Annotated in this window: 13 protein-coding genes; 5 read left to right on the forward strand and 8 right to left on the reverse strand. The window is 60.9% G+C overall.

All coding sequences use genetic code 11. The features are described from left to right. Positions 1-7: 7 nt before the first annotated feature. Together ACIROY_RS04540 and ACIROY_RS04545 are read right to left on the reverse strand one after the other, a co-directional pair. On the reverse strand, positions 8-1,282 hold the full coding sequence (locus ACIROY_RS04540) for a glucarate dehydratase family protein (protein ID WP_402340008.1): 1,275 nt from the start codon (positions 1,280-1,282) through the stop codon (positions 8-10). A gap of 26 nt (positions 1,283-1,308) precedes the next feature. Beyond that, a complete protein-coding gene (locus ACIROY_RS04545; protein ID WP_402340011.1) occupies positions 1,309-2,628 on the reverse strand; it encodes an MFS transporter in 1,320 nt (439 codons plus the stop codon). Positions 2,629-2,883: 255 nt separating this feature from the next. Between ACIROY_RS04545 and ACIROY_RS04550 the strand changes: the two genes are divergently transcribed. Then, complete coding sequence (locus ACIROY_RS04550; protein ID WP_402340014.1) at positions 2,884-3,582, forward strand: GntR family transcriptional regulator; 699 nt, start codon at positions 2,884-2,886, stop codon at positions 3,580-3,582. 34 nt (positions 3,583-3,616) lie between these two features. Here the strand turns inward: ACIROY_RS04550 and ACIROY_RS04555 are convergent, their stop codons facing one another. The 5 genes from ACIROY_RS04555 to rph form a co-directional block, all read right to left on the reverse strand. Next, entirely contained in the window at positions 3,617-5,659 is a 2,043-nt protein-coding gene (locus tag ACIROY_RS04555) for a putative bifunctional diguanylate cyclase/phosphodiesterase (RefSeq protein WP_402340017.1), read from the reverse strand. Between the two features lie 4 nt (positions 5,660-5,663). Continuing rightward, on the reverse strand, positions 5,664-6,863 hold the full coding sequence (locus ACIROY_RS04560) for an HDOD domain-containing protein (RefSeq protein ID WP_402270685.1): 1,200 nt from the start codon (positions 6,861-6,863) through the stop codon (positions 5,664-5,666). A gap of 139 nt (positions 6,864-7,002) precedes the next feature. Beyond that, positions 7,003-8,259, reverse strand: a complete 1,257-nt coding sequence (gene hemW, locus ACIROY_RS04565) for a radical SAM family heme chaperone HemW (RefSeq protein WP_402340166.1) — start codon at positions 8,257-8,259, stop codon at positions 7,003-7,005. Further along, on the reverse strand, positions 8,259-8,843 hold the full coding sequence (gene rdgB / locus ACIROY_RS04570) for an RdgB/HAM1 family non-canonical purine NTP pyrophosphatase (RefSeq protein WP_402270682.1): 585 nt from the start codon (positions 8,841-8,843) through the stop codon (positions 8,259-8,261). Before rdgB ends, hemW begins: the two co-directional genes overlap by 1 nt. Before the next feature lie 140 nt (positions 8,844-8,983). Further along, the gene (gene rph, locus ACIROY_RS04575) at positions 8,984-9,718 is read right to left on the reverse strand and encodes a ribonuclease PH (protein ID WP_402270679.1); all 735 of its coding nucleotides are present in this window, start codon (positions 9,716-9,718) and stop codon (positions 8,984-8,986) included. Between the two features lie 279 nt (positions 9,719-9,997). Between rph and ACIROY_RS04580 the strand changes: the two genes are divergently transcribed. The 4 genes from ACIROY_RS04580 (at position 9,998) to ACIROY_RS04595 (ending at position 14,250) form a co-directional block, all read left to right on the forward strand. After that, positions 9,998-10,906: a YicC/YloC family endoribonuclease gene (locus ACIROY_RS04580; protein WP_402270677.1), complete on the forward strand. Its 909-nt coding sequence runs from the start codon at positions 9,998-10,000 to the stop codon at positions 10,904-10,906. Positions 10,907-10,940: 34 nt separating this feature from the next. Further along, entirely contained in the window at positions 10,941-11,582 is a 642-nt protein-coding gene (gene gmk / locus ACIROY_RS04585; RefSeq protein WP_265213242.1) for a guanylate kinase, read from the forward strand. Positions 11,583-11,702: 120 nt separating this feature from the next. Continuing rightward, positions 11,703-11,906 carry a DNA-directed RNA polymerase subunit omega gene (gene rpoZ, locus ACIROY_RS04590; protein ID WP_007881846.1) on the forward strand — a complete coding sequence of 68 codons (204 nt, stop codon included), beginning with the start codon at positions 11,703-11,705 and terminating at the stop codon, positions 11,904-11,906. Between the two features lie 37 nt (positions 11,907-11,943). Beyond that, positions 11,944-14,250 carry a RelA/SpoT family protein gene (locus ACIROY_RS04595; RefSeq protein WP_402270675.1) on the forward strand — a complete coding sequence of 769 codons (2,307 nt, stop codon included), beginning with the start codon at positions 11,944-11,946 and terminating at the stop codon, positions 14,248-14,250. Between the two features lie 33 nt (positions 14,251-14,283). Here the strand turns inward: ACIROY_RS04595 and ACIROY_RS04600 are convergent, their stop codons facing one another. Beyond that, positions 14,284-15,231 (reverse strand): LysR family transcriptional regulator, encoded by a 948-nt coding sequence (locus tag ACIROY_RS04600; protein ID WP_116433900.1) that lies wholly within the window; start codon positions 15,229-15,231, stop codon positions 14,284-14,286. Positions 15,232-15,309 lie beyond the last annotated feature (78 nt).

Consider the following 15,309-nt stretch of genomic DNA (forward strand, 5'->3'; position numbering starts at 1 on the left):
ATCCGTATCAGAACCTGGGCTTGACCGTCTTCCAGTCCGGCTTGTACTTGCGCATCTGGCGTACGTCGTCGCGCGAGCGGATGCCGCAGCCGAGGTAGAGATCGTGCAGCTTTGCCAGCTGATCACGGTCTAGTTCCACTCCCAGACCCGGGGCGCGCGTGATGCTGACGCAGCCGTTGCGTATCTGCAGCTTGCCGCCCTTGATGACTTCTTCGTCGGCTTCCTGCCACGGATAGTGCGTGTCGCAGGCATAGGACAGATTCGGCACTGCCGCCGCCACATGGGACATCGCCATCAGGCTGATGCCCAGATGCGAATTGGAGTGCATCGAGACGCCCAGGCCGAAGGTGTCGCACATCAGCGCCAGCATCTGCGTGTCGCGCAGGCCGCCCCAATAGTGATGGTCGGCCAGCACGATCTGCACGCTGTTCAAGGCGACGCTACGGCGGAATTCATCGAAATCAGTCACTACCATATTGGTCGCCAGCGGCAGGCCGGTGCGACGATGCAGCTCCGCCATGCCTTCCAGTCCCGGCGTCGGGTCTTCATAGTATTGCAGATCATCGCCCAGAAATTCGGCCATGCGCACAGCGGTTTCCAGCGACCAGTTGGCGTTGGGGTCGATGCGCAGGGGCGTATTGGGGAAAGCTTTTTTCAATGCCTTGATGCAGGCGACTTCATGCTCCGGCTCCAGAGCACCGGCCTTGAGCTTGATGCTCTGGAAACCGTTTTCATCGATCATCCTGCGCGCCTGCGCGACGATCTGTTCCTCGCTCAGCGCTTCGCCCCAGGCATCGGGCTGGTACGGGCTGTCGATATGTTCTGCATATTTGAAAAACAGATAGGCGCTGAACGGGATCTCGGTGCGCACCGCACCGCCGAGCAAGTCGACCAGCGGCACGTTCAGGTAGCGCGCCTGTACGTCGAGCAAGGCGACTTCGAATGCAGAATACGCATTGCTGACGGCCTTGCTGGCGTGCGAACCGGGCGCGAGTTCCGCGCCTGAATTGCCGGCTGGCGCCATGCCCGCGACCGCAGCCTTGACGATCGCGCGCAGGCCGTTAAGGTTGAAAGGATCGAGGCCGATCATCTGCGTCTTGACCTTGTCCATCACAGCCAGGGCCGGCGCGTCGCCATAGCTTTCGCCGAGGCCGAAATGACCATTGTCGGTTTCGACTTCGATGATGGAGCGCAGTGCATACGGCTCATGGATGCCGCTGGCATTGAGCAAAGGCGCATCCTTGAATGCGATCGGTGTGACGGTGACGCGGGTGATCTTCATGTCTATTTTCCGGAATCAGTAATCAATTATTTGTTGCCTGCAATCGTTGCGGAGTGCGCCGTGGTGCGGGCGAAGAACACCACGACCGCCGCCACCACCGACGTCGCTGCCAGGGCGTACAGGCCGCCCTGGATCGAACCGGTTTTTTGCTCGAGGAAGCCGAAGGTGGTCGGCGCGACGAAGCCGCCGAGGTTGCCCAGCGAGTTGATCAGCGCGATCACGGCCGCAGCGATGCGCGCATCGAGATAGGACTGCGGGATCGGCCAGAACAGCGAGGACGCCGCCTTGAATCCCACTGCCGCGAAACAGATCGAGACGAACGCGAACACCGGTCCGCCGAAGGTCGACACGTACATGCCGATGGCGGCGATGATCAGCGCCGCCGCAGCCCATGCCTGCTGGAACTTGAAGCGCGCGGCCAGGCTGGCGAACAGGTACATGGCGATGATGGAGATGATCCACGGGATCGAATTGAACAGGCCGACCTCGAAATCCGAATACGTGCCCATCTTGCGGATGATGCTGGGCAGCCAGAACGTCGCGCCGTAGATCGTCAGCGAAATCGAAAAATAGATGAAGCAAAAGATGGCGATCTGGCTGTCGCGCAGCAGCGTCCAGGCGGAGATGTGCGCCGGCTTCGTCTTTTCGCGTTCAGCCTGTTCGGCGGCGATGGTGTTGCCGATGAGATCGCGTTCGCTCTGTGTCAGCCACTTCGCATCGGCCGGTCGCGAATCGAGCCAAAACCAGACGAAGCCGCACAGCACCACCGACGCCAGGCCTTCGATGATGAACATCCATTGCCAGCCGTGCAAGCCGCCGCCATCGATCTGCAGCAGCGCGCCGGAGATCGGCCCCGACAGGATCGATGCCAGCGCGGAGCCGCTCAGGAAGATCGCCATCGCCTTGCCGCGCTCGCCGTTGGGCAGCCACTGCGTGAAGTAGTAAATCACGCCGGGAAAAAAGCCCGCTTCGGCCACGCCGAGCAGGAACCGCAACGCGTAAAACGACATCTCGCCCTGCACGAACGCCATCGCCGTGGCGGCGATGCCCCAGGTCAGCATGATGCGCGTGAGCCACGCCTTGGCGCCGTACTTTTGCAGCAACATGTTGGAGGGCACTTCAAACATGGCGTAGCCGACGAAGAACAAGCCCGCGCCCAATCCGTAAGCCGCCGTGCCGATGCCGATGTCGGCGGCCAGGTGCGTGCGCACGAAGCCGATGTTGACGCGATCGATGTAATTGACAATGAACATGATCACGAACAGCGGCAACACGCGCTGCTTGATCTTCGATACCGCCCTGTCGAGCGGCGACAATGCCCGCCCTGCTGCCTGCGCTGTAGTCACTGCTTGTCTCCTGCGTTTTTTATCGAAAAAGAGCGTTTGCTCTTTTGTTAAAACATTAAAACACTAATATATTAGTGTGTCAATGCAGCTTAATTGCTTTATCATGCTGATAACAAAGTGGATTGCGGGGCTAACGTGCCCTATCTTTTGAGCTCTTGTCGCGAACGGTTCGGATATCCGCTGCTTTGAGCAACATACGCACCGCTCCGCTTTCTTTCGATTTATTGTCTTTTGACGTCGCGGATTCCGATTGCCATGAACAGCCCTTCACCCCTGCAGCAACATCAGCTCGACCGCTCGCGCCATGCGGCGCCGCAGGTATTCGAGCGGCTGCGCGAAGCCATCATCACGATGCAGCTCACGCCCGGCACCGTGCTCTCCCGCGCCGAGCTGGCTTTGCAGTTCGGCCTTAGCCAGACGCCGATCCGCGATGCGTTGATGAAACTGGGTGAAGAAGGCCTGGTGGATATTTTTCCGCAGCATGCGACGGTCGTGCGCGCGGTGGATATTGCGATGGCGCGTCAGGCGCATTTCCTGCGCCGCTCGATTGAACTGGAGATCGTCCATACGCTGGCGGCCTCCCCCAATCCGGCCCTGATCGTGCGTCTGCAAGCCAGCATCGCCAAACAAAAAATGCTGGCCGACAGCGAGGATTACAGCGAGTTTGTCGAAGCCGACCAGGCCTTCCACCGTCAGATGTACGAAGCCGCCAACATCCCCGACCTATGGGCCATGGTGCGCCGTCACAGCGGCCACCTCGACCGGCTGCGTGCGCTGCACGTGCCGATCCCCGGCAAGGCACGCGCGGTGCTGCGCGATCATGTCGCCATCGTCGATGCCATCGCGGCAGGTGATCCGGTCGCGGCGCAGGACGCCTTGCGCACGCACTTGTCCAACACGCTGTCGCATCTGGACGATATCCGCGAGCGCTTTCCGCACTACCTGAAAGATTGAGACTGAAGAGTTTTACTGCGAGGGATGTGCTGCTTTACAAGGCGGCGGAGAACTTGCGGCCTTCGGTCAGCATCAGATGGAAATCCGCGGCCGGGACCGGACGCGAGAACAGGTAGCCTTGCAATTCGTTGCAACCGGCTTCCTTGAGGAAGTTGAACTGCGCCATGTTTTCCACGCCTTCGGCGATGACCTTGTGGCGCAGTTGCTTGGCGATGCCGATGATGGCGCTGGCGATGGCGCAATCGTTGGTGTCGTCGGGAATGCCGGTGGTGAATGAACGGTCGATCTTGAGCGTGTTGATCGGAAATCGCTTGAGGTAGGAAAGGCTCGAATAGCCGGTGCCGAAATCGTCGAGCGAAATCGTCACGCCGAGCAGGCAGATTTTTTCCATGATCGAAATCACGCGATCGGTGCTGTGCATCAGCATGCTTTCGGTGATTTCCAGCTCCAGCCATTCACCGGTCAACTGATGCCGGCTCAACGCCGCCCTGACGCGGTCCGGCAGCGAGCGCGTGAATTCGCGCGCCGTCACGTTGATGGCGATGCGGATCGGCTCCAGCCCGGATTCTTTCCATTGGCGCGCCTGCTTGCAGGCGGCTTCCAGCACCCAGTCGCTGAGTTGGACGATCAGGCCGGTCTCTTCTGCGATCGGGATGAAATCGCCCGGCGCCAGCAAGCCGCGCTCCGGATGCTGCCAGCGCACCAGCGCTTCGGCGCCGGTGATGTGGCCTTGCGCAAAGTCGATCTTGGGCTGGTAGTACAGCAGCAATTCGTTGTATTCGAAGGCGTGCAGCAAACCGGTTTCGATGCGCAGCAAGTCCAACGTGTTGCGGTTCATCTCTTCGCTGTAGTAGGCGTAGCCGCCCTCGTTGTTTTCGCCGCCCTGCTTGGCGCGGTACATGGCGATGTCGGCCAGGCGCAGCAGGGTTTCAGTGTCGGTGGCGTCTTGCGGATACATGCTGATGCCGATGCTGGCACCGACGCGCAGTTCGTGGCCGTCGATGAAGAACGGCTCGTCGAACAGCGCGATCAGCTTTTGTGCGACGAAGCCGGCGTGGTAATCCTTGTCGATGTCGAACAGTGCAATCGCGAATTCATCCGCGCCCAGGCGCGCCACCACGTCTTCATCGCGCAATGCCTTGCGCAGGCGGATCGCGACTTCGACCAGCAGCATGTCGCCGGCGACATGGCCGAGCGTGTCGTTGATCGGCTTGAAGCGATTCAGGTCGATGAACATGATGCAGCCGTAAATACTGTCCTGCTGCGCGGCCAACAGCGCCTGGTCGACTGTGCGCGTGAGCAGCGTGCGGTTGGGCAGGCCGGTCAGCGAATCGTAATAGGCCAGATGGTGAATCAGTTTTTCGGCGTTCTTGCGTTCGGTGATGTCGTTGATATAACCGATCATGCCGATCGGCTGGCCGTGCTGGTCGCGCATGACCGACAGCGACAGACTGGCCCAGAACGCTTCGCCCGACTTCTTGCGGCGACGCACTTCCATCTCGCGTCCACCCTGCGCCAAGAACACGTCATTGAGCGAAGTATCGTCTTCGTCTTCGTTCTCGTACAGGAACAGCACGTTACGGCCGATCGCTTCGATCGCGGTATAGCCGAACAACTGTTCGGCGCCACGGTTCCAGCTGGTGATGAAGCCGGCCTGGTCCATCGTGATGACCGACTCGTGCATCTGGTTGAGAATCTGCGCCTGCTGCTCGAGCTTGGATTCGATCTGGTCCAGCGCGCGGCTGCGCTTTTCGGTGTCGGCGCGGTTTTGCAGCAGACGGCCGGTCAATGCGGCGAATGAAGTCAGGCGCCCGGCTTCGGCTTCCGTGTAATTCTCGGCCGGATCGGGGAAGAGGTAATGACCGTAGCCCACGCCCTCATGCACCACCGATTGCAGCAATTGCTGCGTGTCGAGCGCATTGGCGACATCGGAAAAATAACGGCCGCCCGGGCGGCCGAGAAAACTCGATACGATGTTGCTTAACGCCTCGTGCAGCGCGATGCCTTCGAGACCCAGCACTGCGTCAAGCAGTGCCGAGCAGCAGGCCAGATCGTTGCTGCTGAGGGTGGCGATCATCGTGTCAGGCCTCGTGACTGACTTTGGAGGCCCAGCGATAGGCCTGGATCAGCGCGCGGCAATAGCCTTCGGGTGTAACGCCGGCCGCAGCCAGATCGGTGTGGCGCAGCGGAATGCGGCCGTATTCGGCGCGTTCCACCACGTCCAGCAGACGACCGAGGCGGCCACGGCGCTGCATCAGCGCGTCGACGATGTCCTGAGGCAGTTTGAGCGGCTCGATGATGAGTCGCAGCGGCATGGTCAGCAATACGTCCAGCAGCGAGAACATGCCGACGATGAAGGCACGGTCCTGCTCGTCGCGATCGCCGTCGATCTGGTGGCACATCGCTTCCATCATGGCGGCGCGTGCGGCGGCGCGCGGCAGCAGCGGATTGGCCGACTCGTCGCCGGGAAAGCGCGCATACAGCAGCAGTTGCAGCCAGCGTTGCAGCTGGCGCCGGCCCAGCAGGTTGATGGCCTGGGTGAAGTTGGTGATGTGCGCCGAGAAGCCGAACGCCGCCGAACTGACCAGTTTGAACAATTGGTACGACAAGGCAGGATCCTGCTTCAGCAGTCCTTCCAGCGCATGCGCGTCGGCGTCGTGCGAGACCAGTTCCAGCAGCTTGACCAGGCGGCCGCGTGAAATCGCATCCTTCTGCGCGACGTTCGACGATGGCAACAAGGGGTATTCGCCGCTGAACCAGCGGAAGCCTTCGGCGCGGCAAGCGTCGAAGTTGACCGGGTCGGGGACGTTTTCCGCCAGGTGCGGACCGCGCATGCGCGTCAGCCAGGGACTTGCATCGGCCGGAATGCCGGCGCTGCAATCGAGCGACAACGATTCAATGAAATCCGGGAACAAGGCGGTGCGCGGCGGAATGCCGTCGGCGATCAGACCGTAGCCCATCTTCGTGAGGCGTTCCAGCAACGGTTGCCGCGCCGGATCGGCACAATACTCAACCGGCACCCGCAGAATCAGTTGGGTGTCCTTGGGCGGCGCGCCGAATTCGCCGGCGAACTTGTCGGGATTGGGCACCGTGAGGATGCAGGAAAGCCGTCCGAGCGCATCGCCCAGACCGAATTCGTTGAAAAGCCGGGAAAACAGGTCGCAACCGTTCTCATCGAACGGCGATACATGCAACGAGAGCGCCGTCCACAAGTAATGGACGTCTGCAACAGGCTGTAGAAAAACTAAAGGAAAAGGAATGCTTTTATCCTGGACAGCCATTTTGTGTGGAATTGCGGCGAGCGACCGCAATATTTCTAATTAGTTATGAAAAATAAATAAGTAAGTTTCCAAAAAGAATTCTTATCTAAATCCAAATATTCACTAAATATACCTGAGAAAACCGCACTTGCCTAAATGTTCATTCAATCAGGAACATTTCCTGCAGGTCGTTCAGGAAGCGGCGTCCCAGCTCGGTTGGGCGGATGATGGCGTGGTCCCGATACAGCAGGCCTTTTTTCTCTGCGTCATTGAGCGCGGCGTCGATGGCGTTGATGCTCATGCCAGTGCGCTCGTTGAACAGGTTGACCGGAAAACCGTCTTCCAGGCGCAGGGCGTTGAGCATGAACTCGAAGCCCAATGCGTCGCGGCCGATCTCGCCTTCTTCCTGGATGGCGTTGCCGCTGCGCATCTTTTCCATGTAGGTCTGGGGATGTTTGTGGCGCGCCTGACGCACGATGCGGTGCGGGAAGGACAGCTTGGAATGCGCCCCGGCACCGACGCCGAGATAGTCGCCGAACTGCCAGTAATTGAGGTTGTGGCGCGCCTGGCGCTTCGGCTGGGCGTAGGCCGACACTTCGTAGTGCTGATAGCCGGCGGCGCCGGTCAGTTCGGTGATCATGTCCTGCATATCGGCGCTGGTGTCGTCGTCCGGCACCTGCGGCGGGTATTTGGCGAACAGCGTGTTCGGCTCCAGCGTCAGGTGATACAGCGACAGGTGCGGCGGCGCGCAGGCGATGGCGGTCTGGATGTCGCGGCGCGCTTCTTCCACACTCTGCGACGGCAAGGCGTACATCAGGTCGAGGTTGAAATTGTCAAAATTGGCGTGGGCGATCTCGACCGCCTTGCGCGCCTGGTCGCCGTCATGGATCCGGCCAAGCGCGGTCAGGTGCGCCGAGTTGAAGCTCTGGATGCCGATCGACAGGCGATTGATGCCGCTGGCGCGATAGGACTTGAATTTCTCGGCTTCAAAGGTGCCAGGATTGGCTTCCATCGTGATTTCGATGTCGATATCCAGCGGCAACAAGGTCCGGATGTCCGACAGCAGGCGGTCGAGCCCGGCCGCCGACAACAGACTGGGCGTACCGCCACCGATGAAGACGGAATAGATCTTGCGGCCCCAGATCAGCGGCAACGCCGACTCCAGGTCAGCGCGCAAGGCATCCAGATAAATGTCTTCCGGAAAGCTGCCCTTCACTTCGTGCGAATTGAAATCGCAGTAGGGGCATTTCTTCACGCACCAAGGAAAATGCACGTACAGCGACAGCGGCGGCAAGGCCGACAGCTGCAGGCTGCCCGGCTTGAGGAAGGCCAGTGCGGCCTGCGCCGGGCCGTCCTGTGATCCGGACTGGGTGGGCAGCGACGACAGGTTGACGCCAACCGGCTTGATCGGAATGATCATCGCAGCTTCTCGACCAGCGCGCGCAAGGCCTGGCCGCGGTGCGAGTGGGCGTTCTTTTCGGCAGCGCTCAGTTCGGCTGCAGTGCGGTTCAGCGCCGGCAACCAGAAATACGGGTCATAGCCGAAGCCGCCCGCGCCGCGCGCTTCCTCGACAATTTCGCCATGCCAGGAGCCGTCGGCGATGACCGGTTGCGGATCGTCGGCGTGACGCACGTAGACCAGTACGCAATAGTAATAGGCCGACTTGTCATCATGACCGGCCAGGTCGGCGATCAACTTGGCGTTGTTGGCGACGTCCGATTTCGGCTCGCCGGCATAGCGTGCCGACCAGACCCCGGGCGCGCCACCCAGGGCGTTGACGCAGACGCCGGAATCGTCCGCCAGCGCCGGCAGGCCGGTGAGGCGCGAGGCGTGACGCGCTTTGGTCAACGCGTTTTCAACGAAGGTGGCGAAGGGTTCTTCCGCTTCGGGCACATCGAACTCGCCTTGGGGACGCACGTCCAGGCCGATTTCGCCGAGCAAGGCGCCGAATTCGCGGAGTTTTCCGGGGTTATTGGAGGCGAGGACGATTTTTTGGGTCATGACGGATGGATAACTAAAATAACAAGAGATCAAGTAAAAACGCCACGCCCGCAGTGCGGACATGGCATTTCGGGATTGTAAAAGGATTCGGGTGCGACTGCTGGCCCGACGTCCTTTTTCGCAAGACGAGTGTGCGTCGATTACTTGGCCAGGCCCAAAGTTTCTTTCTGCAAGGCAAGCAGCTCCTTGATGCCCTTGTCGGCGATGTCGAGCAAGCTGTTGAGCGTGGCGCGGTCGAAGGCGGCGCCTTCAGCGGTGCCCTGCACTTCGACGAAATGGCCGGCATCAGTCATGACGACGTTCATGTCGGTGTCGCAATCGGAGTCTTCGACGTAGTCGAGGTCCAGCACCGGAACGCCGCGATAAACGCCGACCGAAATCGCCGCGACGAAATGCTTGAGCGGGATGGCGGTGATCAAGCCGCGACCTTGCAGGACCGAGAACGCGTCGTACGCAGCGACCATGGCGCCGGTAATGGCGGCAGTACGGGTGCCGCCGTCGGCTTGCAGGACGTCGCAATCGAGGTGCAGCGTGCGCTCACCGAAGGCTTCCAGGTCGAACGCAGCGCGCAAGGCGCGGCCGATCAGGCGCTGGATCTCTTGTGTACGGCCGGACTGCTTGCCCTTGGCGGCTTCGCGATCCATGCGCGTGTGCGTCGAGCGCGGCAGCATGCCGTATTCGGCGGTCATCCAGCCCCGCCCTTTACCCTTGAGGAAACCGGGCACCTTTTCTTCGATGCTGGCGGTGCACAGCACGCGGGTGTCGCCGAACTCGACCAGCACGGAGCCTTCGGCATGTTTGGTGTAATGGCGCGTCAGGCGTACGGTGCGCAAATCTGCGGTGGCGCGTCCGCTGGGACGTTGGAATGCGGTCATGGTTTTCCTATGGAATCGGTGGCGGACGCCCTGGCGTCATGTTGGCCGGGCTGAACCGGAGAACAGGTTTTGATGGCGCGCGGCAAGCAAACTTTTTACAATGCGCTATCCAAACCCAAATACAATCACGCCTCATTGAGGTGAGTGCGCTTGAATTTTTACCGGCATTGTCTTGATAAACTGCCGGTTTGTAAAGGAAGCACGCCGTCACCGGCCCTTCCCTGCACACCTTCCCGGTCGCCGGCCACAAGCTGCGCGGCCCGCCATCCGGAGAATCGATTGACCATTTACAGCATGACCGGCTACGCCGTCACCAAACGCGACACCGCCGCCGGCGCCATCACCGTTGAACTCAAGAGCGTCAATTCGCGCTTCCTCGACCTGCAATTCCGCGTCAACGACGACCTGCGCGCGGTCGAACCCGCCATGCGCGAAGCCATCATCAGCAAGCTGGTGCGCGGCAAGGTCGAATGCCGCCTGAGCTTCGGCCGCAAGACCGCCGAAGGCGCCAGCCAGGCACTCAACCAGGCACTGCTGGCGACGATCGCGGAATTGCAAAGCCAGGTGCGCGCGCAATTCATCGACGCCCCGCCGCTGAGCGTGGCCGAACTGCTGCGCTGGCCCGGCGTGATCGAAGAAGCCGAAATCGGCCAGGACACCCTGCAAGCAGACGTGCTGGCGACGCTGCAGCAAACCCTGACCGCCTTCCTCGACAGCCGCGCGCGCGAAGGCGCAGCGCTGCAGGCCGTGCTCGAAACCCGCATCGACGCCATGGAAGCGATCGTCGCGCGCATCACGCCGCTGGTGCCGCAACTGGTGGCGCAATTCCAGCAAAAGGCCACCGAGCGCATGCAGGAAGCATTGGGACTGGCGGGCAAAGACGGCACGGCAGCGTCGCTGCCGCGCGAAGAAGTGCTGGAGCGCATCCGCCAGGAAGTCACACTGTACGGTATCCGTATCGACATCGCCGAAGAACTGGCGCGCCTGTCGGCGCATCTGGCCGAGACCCGCCACATCCTGAAAAAAGGCGGCCAGGTCGGCAAGCGCCTGGATTTCATGATGCAGGAGCTCAATCGCGAAGCCAATACGGTCGGCTCCAAGGCCGCCATGAAAGAACTCGCCGATGCGTCGATGGAGTTGAAGCTGCTGATCGACCAGATGCGCGAACAAGTCCAGAACCTCGAATAACCGATCCAGACATTCAGATACGAGAGAGCATTCCATGCCAAACAAGAATCCAACCTCCGGCAGCCTGTTCATGGTCGTGGCGCCGTCCGGCGCCGGCAAATCGACGCTGGTCAACGCCCTGTTGAAGCAAGAGCCCGAAATCAAGCTGTCGATTTCCTACACCACGCGACCGCCGCGTCCGGGCGAGGAACACGGCCGCGAATATTACTTCACGACCGCGGATGATTTTCTCAAGCGTCAGGCCGAAGGTGAATTCCTGGAATGGGCTGAAGTGCACGGCAATTACTACGGCACGTCGCGCCTGATGATCGCCGATCAGATCTCCAACGGCACCGATGTGCTCCTGGAAATCGACTGGCAAGGCGCGCAGCAGGTCAAGAAGCAGTTCTCGAACGCCATCGGTATTTTCATCCTGCCGCCATCGATCGCGGCGCTGGAAGAGCGCCTGAAAAAGCGCGGACAGGACGAACCGCACGTCATCACGCGCCGCATCCTGGCCGCCGGCGGCGAAATCGCTCACTCGCCGGAGTTCGAATATGTTATTATTAATCAAGAGTTTGCAGTCGCTTTGTCGGAATTGACGGCAATTGTGAAAGCAGCGCGTTGCCGTTTCCCGCAACAGGCTGCGCGCAACACCTTCCTGTTCACCCAGCTTGGCATTCATGCCATTACCTGAGGCAACGAGTAAAACGCCCCCAAGGCGCACGACTCCGACCAGATCCGATATGGAATCCGGTTGAACCGGAATCCGCAGAATCATTCAGAATCACCAAGCAACACGAAATCAGGAGTTTTTATGGCCCGTATCACCATCGAAGATTGCCTCAAGCAAATCCCTAACCGCTTCCAGCTGACCCTGGCTGCGACATATCGCGCACGCCAACTGCTGCAAGGCCACACCCCGAAAGTGGACGCCAAGGACAAGCCAACCGTGACAGCCCTGCGTGAAATCGCAGCCGGCAAGGTCGGCATCGAGATGCTGAAAAAAGTGCCTGCCTGAGTTTCACTCTCGTCCATGCTGCCCATAACGCCAACGTATGAGCCTGATTCCCCCAGATTCAACCCTCGGTTCTCCGTTATCAGCAACTAGTACGACTGGCAGCAGCGGTACTACCCGAGCGTCTTCCGGACGCTCGGCGTCAAAACAGAATTCCCAAAACCCTTCCGCAACACCCCCTGCTCCCGCTTTGCACAGCGGCGTGGCGACGTTTACCCATCTGACGCACAAGCTCGAGGAATACCTCACGCCTTCCGAACTGAAGAAGGTCAAGGAAGCCTATCGCTTCTCGGATGAGGCGCACCTGGGCCAGATGCGCAAGTCGGGCGAACCCTACATCTCGCATCCGCTCGCAGTCGCCGAAATCTGCGCCGAGTGGAAGCTCGACGCGCAAGCCATGATGGCGGCGCTGCTGCACGACGTGATGGAAGACCAGGGCGTGCGCAAGGAAGAACTGATCGAGCGCTTCGGTGCGCCCGTGGCCTCGCTGGTCGACGGTTTGTCCAAGCTCGACAAGATCGAATTCCAGAGCCAGATCGAGGCGCAGGCGGAGAATTTCCGCAAGATGCTGCTGGCGATGGCCCGCGACGTGCGCGTGATCCTGATCAAACTGGCCGATCGCCTGCACAACATGCGCACGCTCGGCGCGATGATTCCCGAGAAAAAACGCCGCATCGCCCGCGAGACGATGGAAGTCTATGTGCCGATTGCGCACCGTCTCGGCCTCAACAACATTTACCGCGAGCTGCAGGAACTGTCGTTCTCGCATCTCTACCCGCTGCGCCACAAGACACTGTCGAAGGCGGTCAAGGCTGCACGCGGCAATCGCCGCGAAGTGGTCACCAAGATCCTCGAGTCCGTCACCAGCACGCTGATCGCCGCCGGCATCCCGGCCCAGGTCGACGGCCGCGAAAAGACCCTGTACGGCATCTACCGCAAGATGCGCAACAAGCACCTGACGTTTTCGCAAGTGCTGGACGTCTATGGCTTCCGCGTGGTGGTGGACAGCTTCGCCAATTGCTACGTCGCGCTGGGCACGCTGCATTCGCTGTTCAAGCCAATGCCGGGCAAGTTCAAGGACTACATTGCGATTCCCAAGCTGAACGGTTACCAGTCGCTGCACACCACGCTGATCGGCCCCTACGGCACGCCTGTGGAGTTTCAGATCCGTACGCAGGACATGCATCGCGTGGCTGAATCGGGCGTTGCCGCACACTGGCTGTACAAGGACGACGAAGGCAGCCTGACCGACCTCCAGCAACGTACCCACGCCTGGCTGCAATCGCTGCTGGACATCCAGAAACAGACCGGCGACTCGGCCGAGTTCCTCGAACACGTCAAGGTCGATCTGTTCCCGGACTCGGTCTATGTCTTCACGCCGAAGTCAAAGATCATCGCCCTGCCGCGCGGCGCCACGGCGCTCGACTTTGCCTACAACATCCATACCGACATCGGCGACCAGACCACGTCGGTCGTGATCAATCACGAACCGGCGCCGCTGCGCACCGAACTGCACAACGGCGACATCGTCGAAATCATCACTTCGCCGTCGTCGCGCCCGAGCCCGAACTGGCTCGGTTACGTGCGCACCGGCAAAGCGCGTTCGGCGATCCGCCATCGCCTGCGCACCGTCAACCTGGTCGAATCGCAGGCGCTGGGCAAACGCCTGCTGACCAATGCGCTCAATACGCTGGGACTTGATCCGGATCTGCCGACTGTGATTATCGAGCGTCTGCTCAACGAGTCCAGCGCCAAGACCATGGAAGAGCTGTACGCCGACATCGGCATCGGCACGCGCATGGCGCCGCTGGTGGCGCGCCACATCATGGGCATGACCGAAAACGGCGCCGCCGTGCCGCAGCTCGACGTCGAAGGCCACATGTTGCCGAGCAAGCCGGACCCGGTGATCATCACCGGCAACGAAGGCTCGACGGTGCAGCTGGCGGCCTGCTGCCTGCCGATCCCAGGCGACAAACTGATCGGTCATCTGAAACACGACCAGGCGCTGATCGTCCACGTCGACGACTGCGAGACCGCCAAGCGGCATCGCGAGAAAGAACCGGATCGTTGGATCGAAGTCACCTGGGCCGGCGAGCTCAACCGTCGCTTCGAGTGCCGCATCACCATCCTGGCGCATAACCAGAAAGGCACGCTGGCGCGCATCGCCGCCGAAATCGGCGAAGCCGACGCGCATATCGTCTCGGTCAGCATGGACGATGACGGTGATCCGTCGATGAAGCATCTGCGCTTCACTATCCAGGTCGAAGACCGGGTCCACCTTGCCCGCACCATGCGCGGCATCCGCAGCATCGACAGCGTCGCCCGCATCCTGCGTGAGCGCAGCTAGCCGACCTTGTAGAAAACCTTCTCTGCCTGAGCGTTAAGCGGCTTCCGCTTGCGCTTCCGGCACGGCAAACTCCATCCCCCCGCCGCTGTTGCATGCGCCGTGCTTGACTTTCTCCGCGACAAATTCGATCAGCGCGCTGACTGCCAACGACAACTGGCGTCGGTTCGGATACACCGCATACATGCCGCTGATGTCGCGCTGATATTGCGGCAAGATGCTCACCAGCGTGCCGCGCCGCAAGTCTTCCGCCGCCACCATCACCGGCAACAACGCAATGCCCAGCCCGGCGCGCGCCGCACGCAGCAAGCCCTGTGCCGTGTTAATGCACAGGCGCGGTGCCACGCGGATGCTTTCCGCGCCATTGGGTCCTTCCAGCTTCCATAGCGCCGCTTGCGGCGTATTCGACGCGGCCAGGCAGTCGTGCCCGGCCAACGCTTCCAACGACTCCGGTGCACCACGCCTGGCCAGATACGAAGGGCTGGCCAGCAGGCCGCGATGGCTGGCGCCGAGTTTGCGCGCCACCAGGCTGGAATCGGGCAACTGCCCCGCGCGGAAGGCCAGGTCGACGCCCTCGGCGATCAGGTCGACGCGATCGTCGCTGAGCAGGAACTCCAGTTGCACACGTGGATAACGCTGCATGAATTCCGCCATCCATTCCATGGCGAAGTTGTCGAAAAAGTCCGCCGGCGCGGCCACGCGCAAGACGCCGCCCGGTTCGCGGTTGCCTTCCGACAGGCTGGCGCCGGCGTGCTGGATGTCTTCGATACCGGGGGCGCAGCGATCGAAGAATTCACGCCCCGCCGCCGTCATGTTCAGTTGCCGCGTGGAGCGTTGCAGCAGGCGCACGCCCAGGCTCTCTTCCAGCAATTGCAGACGCCGGCTGATGGTGTTGGAGGGCATGCCGAGGCGGCGGCCGGCAGCGGCAAAGCTGCCGGCGCGCACGACTTCGACGAAGACGGAGATATCGTTCAGGTCCAACATGGCATTCATCCTAAAAATGGACTGGTGAAAGCAGATTCTCCCATCTATTGAAGTTATTGGAAAGCCTCTATATTCCTC

It is taken from the genome of Herbaspirillum sp. NPDC101396, assembly GCF_044767365.1.
Classification (GTDB): domain Bacteria; phylum Pseudomonadota; class Gammaproteobacteria; order Burkholderiales; family Burkholderiaceae_D; genus Herbaspirillum.

Bases quoted from the DNA above. Each gene is read 5' to 3' on its own strand.
- ACIROY_RS04540 (WP_402340008.1), bottom strand. From the start codon at position 1,282: ATGAAGATCACCCGCGTCACCGTCACACCGATCGCATTCAAGGATGCG.
- ACIROY_RS04550 (WP_402340014.1), top strand. From the start codon at position 2,884: ATGAACAGCCCTTCACCCCTGCAGCAACATCAGCTCGACCGCTCGCGC.
- ACIROY_RS04555 (WP_402340017.1), bottom strand. From the start codon at position 5,659: ATGATCGCCACCCTCAGCAGCAACGATCTGGCCTGCTGCTCGGCACTG.
- ACIROY_RS04560 (WP_402270685.1), bottom strand. From the start codon at position 6,863: ATGGCTGTCCAGGATAAAAGCATTCCTTTTCCTTTAGTTTTTCTACAG.
- rdgB (WP_402270682.1), bottom strand. From the start codon at position 8,843: ATGACCCAAAAAATCGTCCTCGCCTCCAATAACCCCGGAAAACTCCGC.
- rph (WP_402270679.1), bottom strand. From the start codon at position 9,718: ATGACCGCATTCCAACGTCCCAGCGGACGCGCCACCGCAGATTTGCGC.
- gmk (WP_265213242.1), top strand. From the start codon at position 10,941: ATGCCAAACAAGAATCCAACCTCCGGCAGCCTGTTCATGGTCGTGGCG.
- rpoZ (WP_007881846.1), top strand. From the start codon at position 11,703: ATGGCCCGTATCACCATCGAAGATTGCCTCAAGCAAATCCCTAACCGC.
- ACIROY_RS04595 (WP_402270675.1), top strand. From the start codon at position 11,944: ATGAGCCTGATTCCCCCAGATTCAACCCTCGGTTCTCCGTTATCAGCA.
- ACIROY_RS04600 (WP_116433900.1), bottom strand. From the start codon at position 15,231: ATGTTGGACCTGAACGATATCTCCGTCTTCGTCGAAGTCGTGCGCGCC.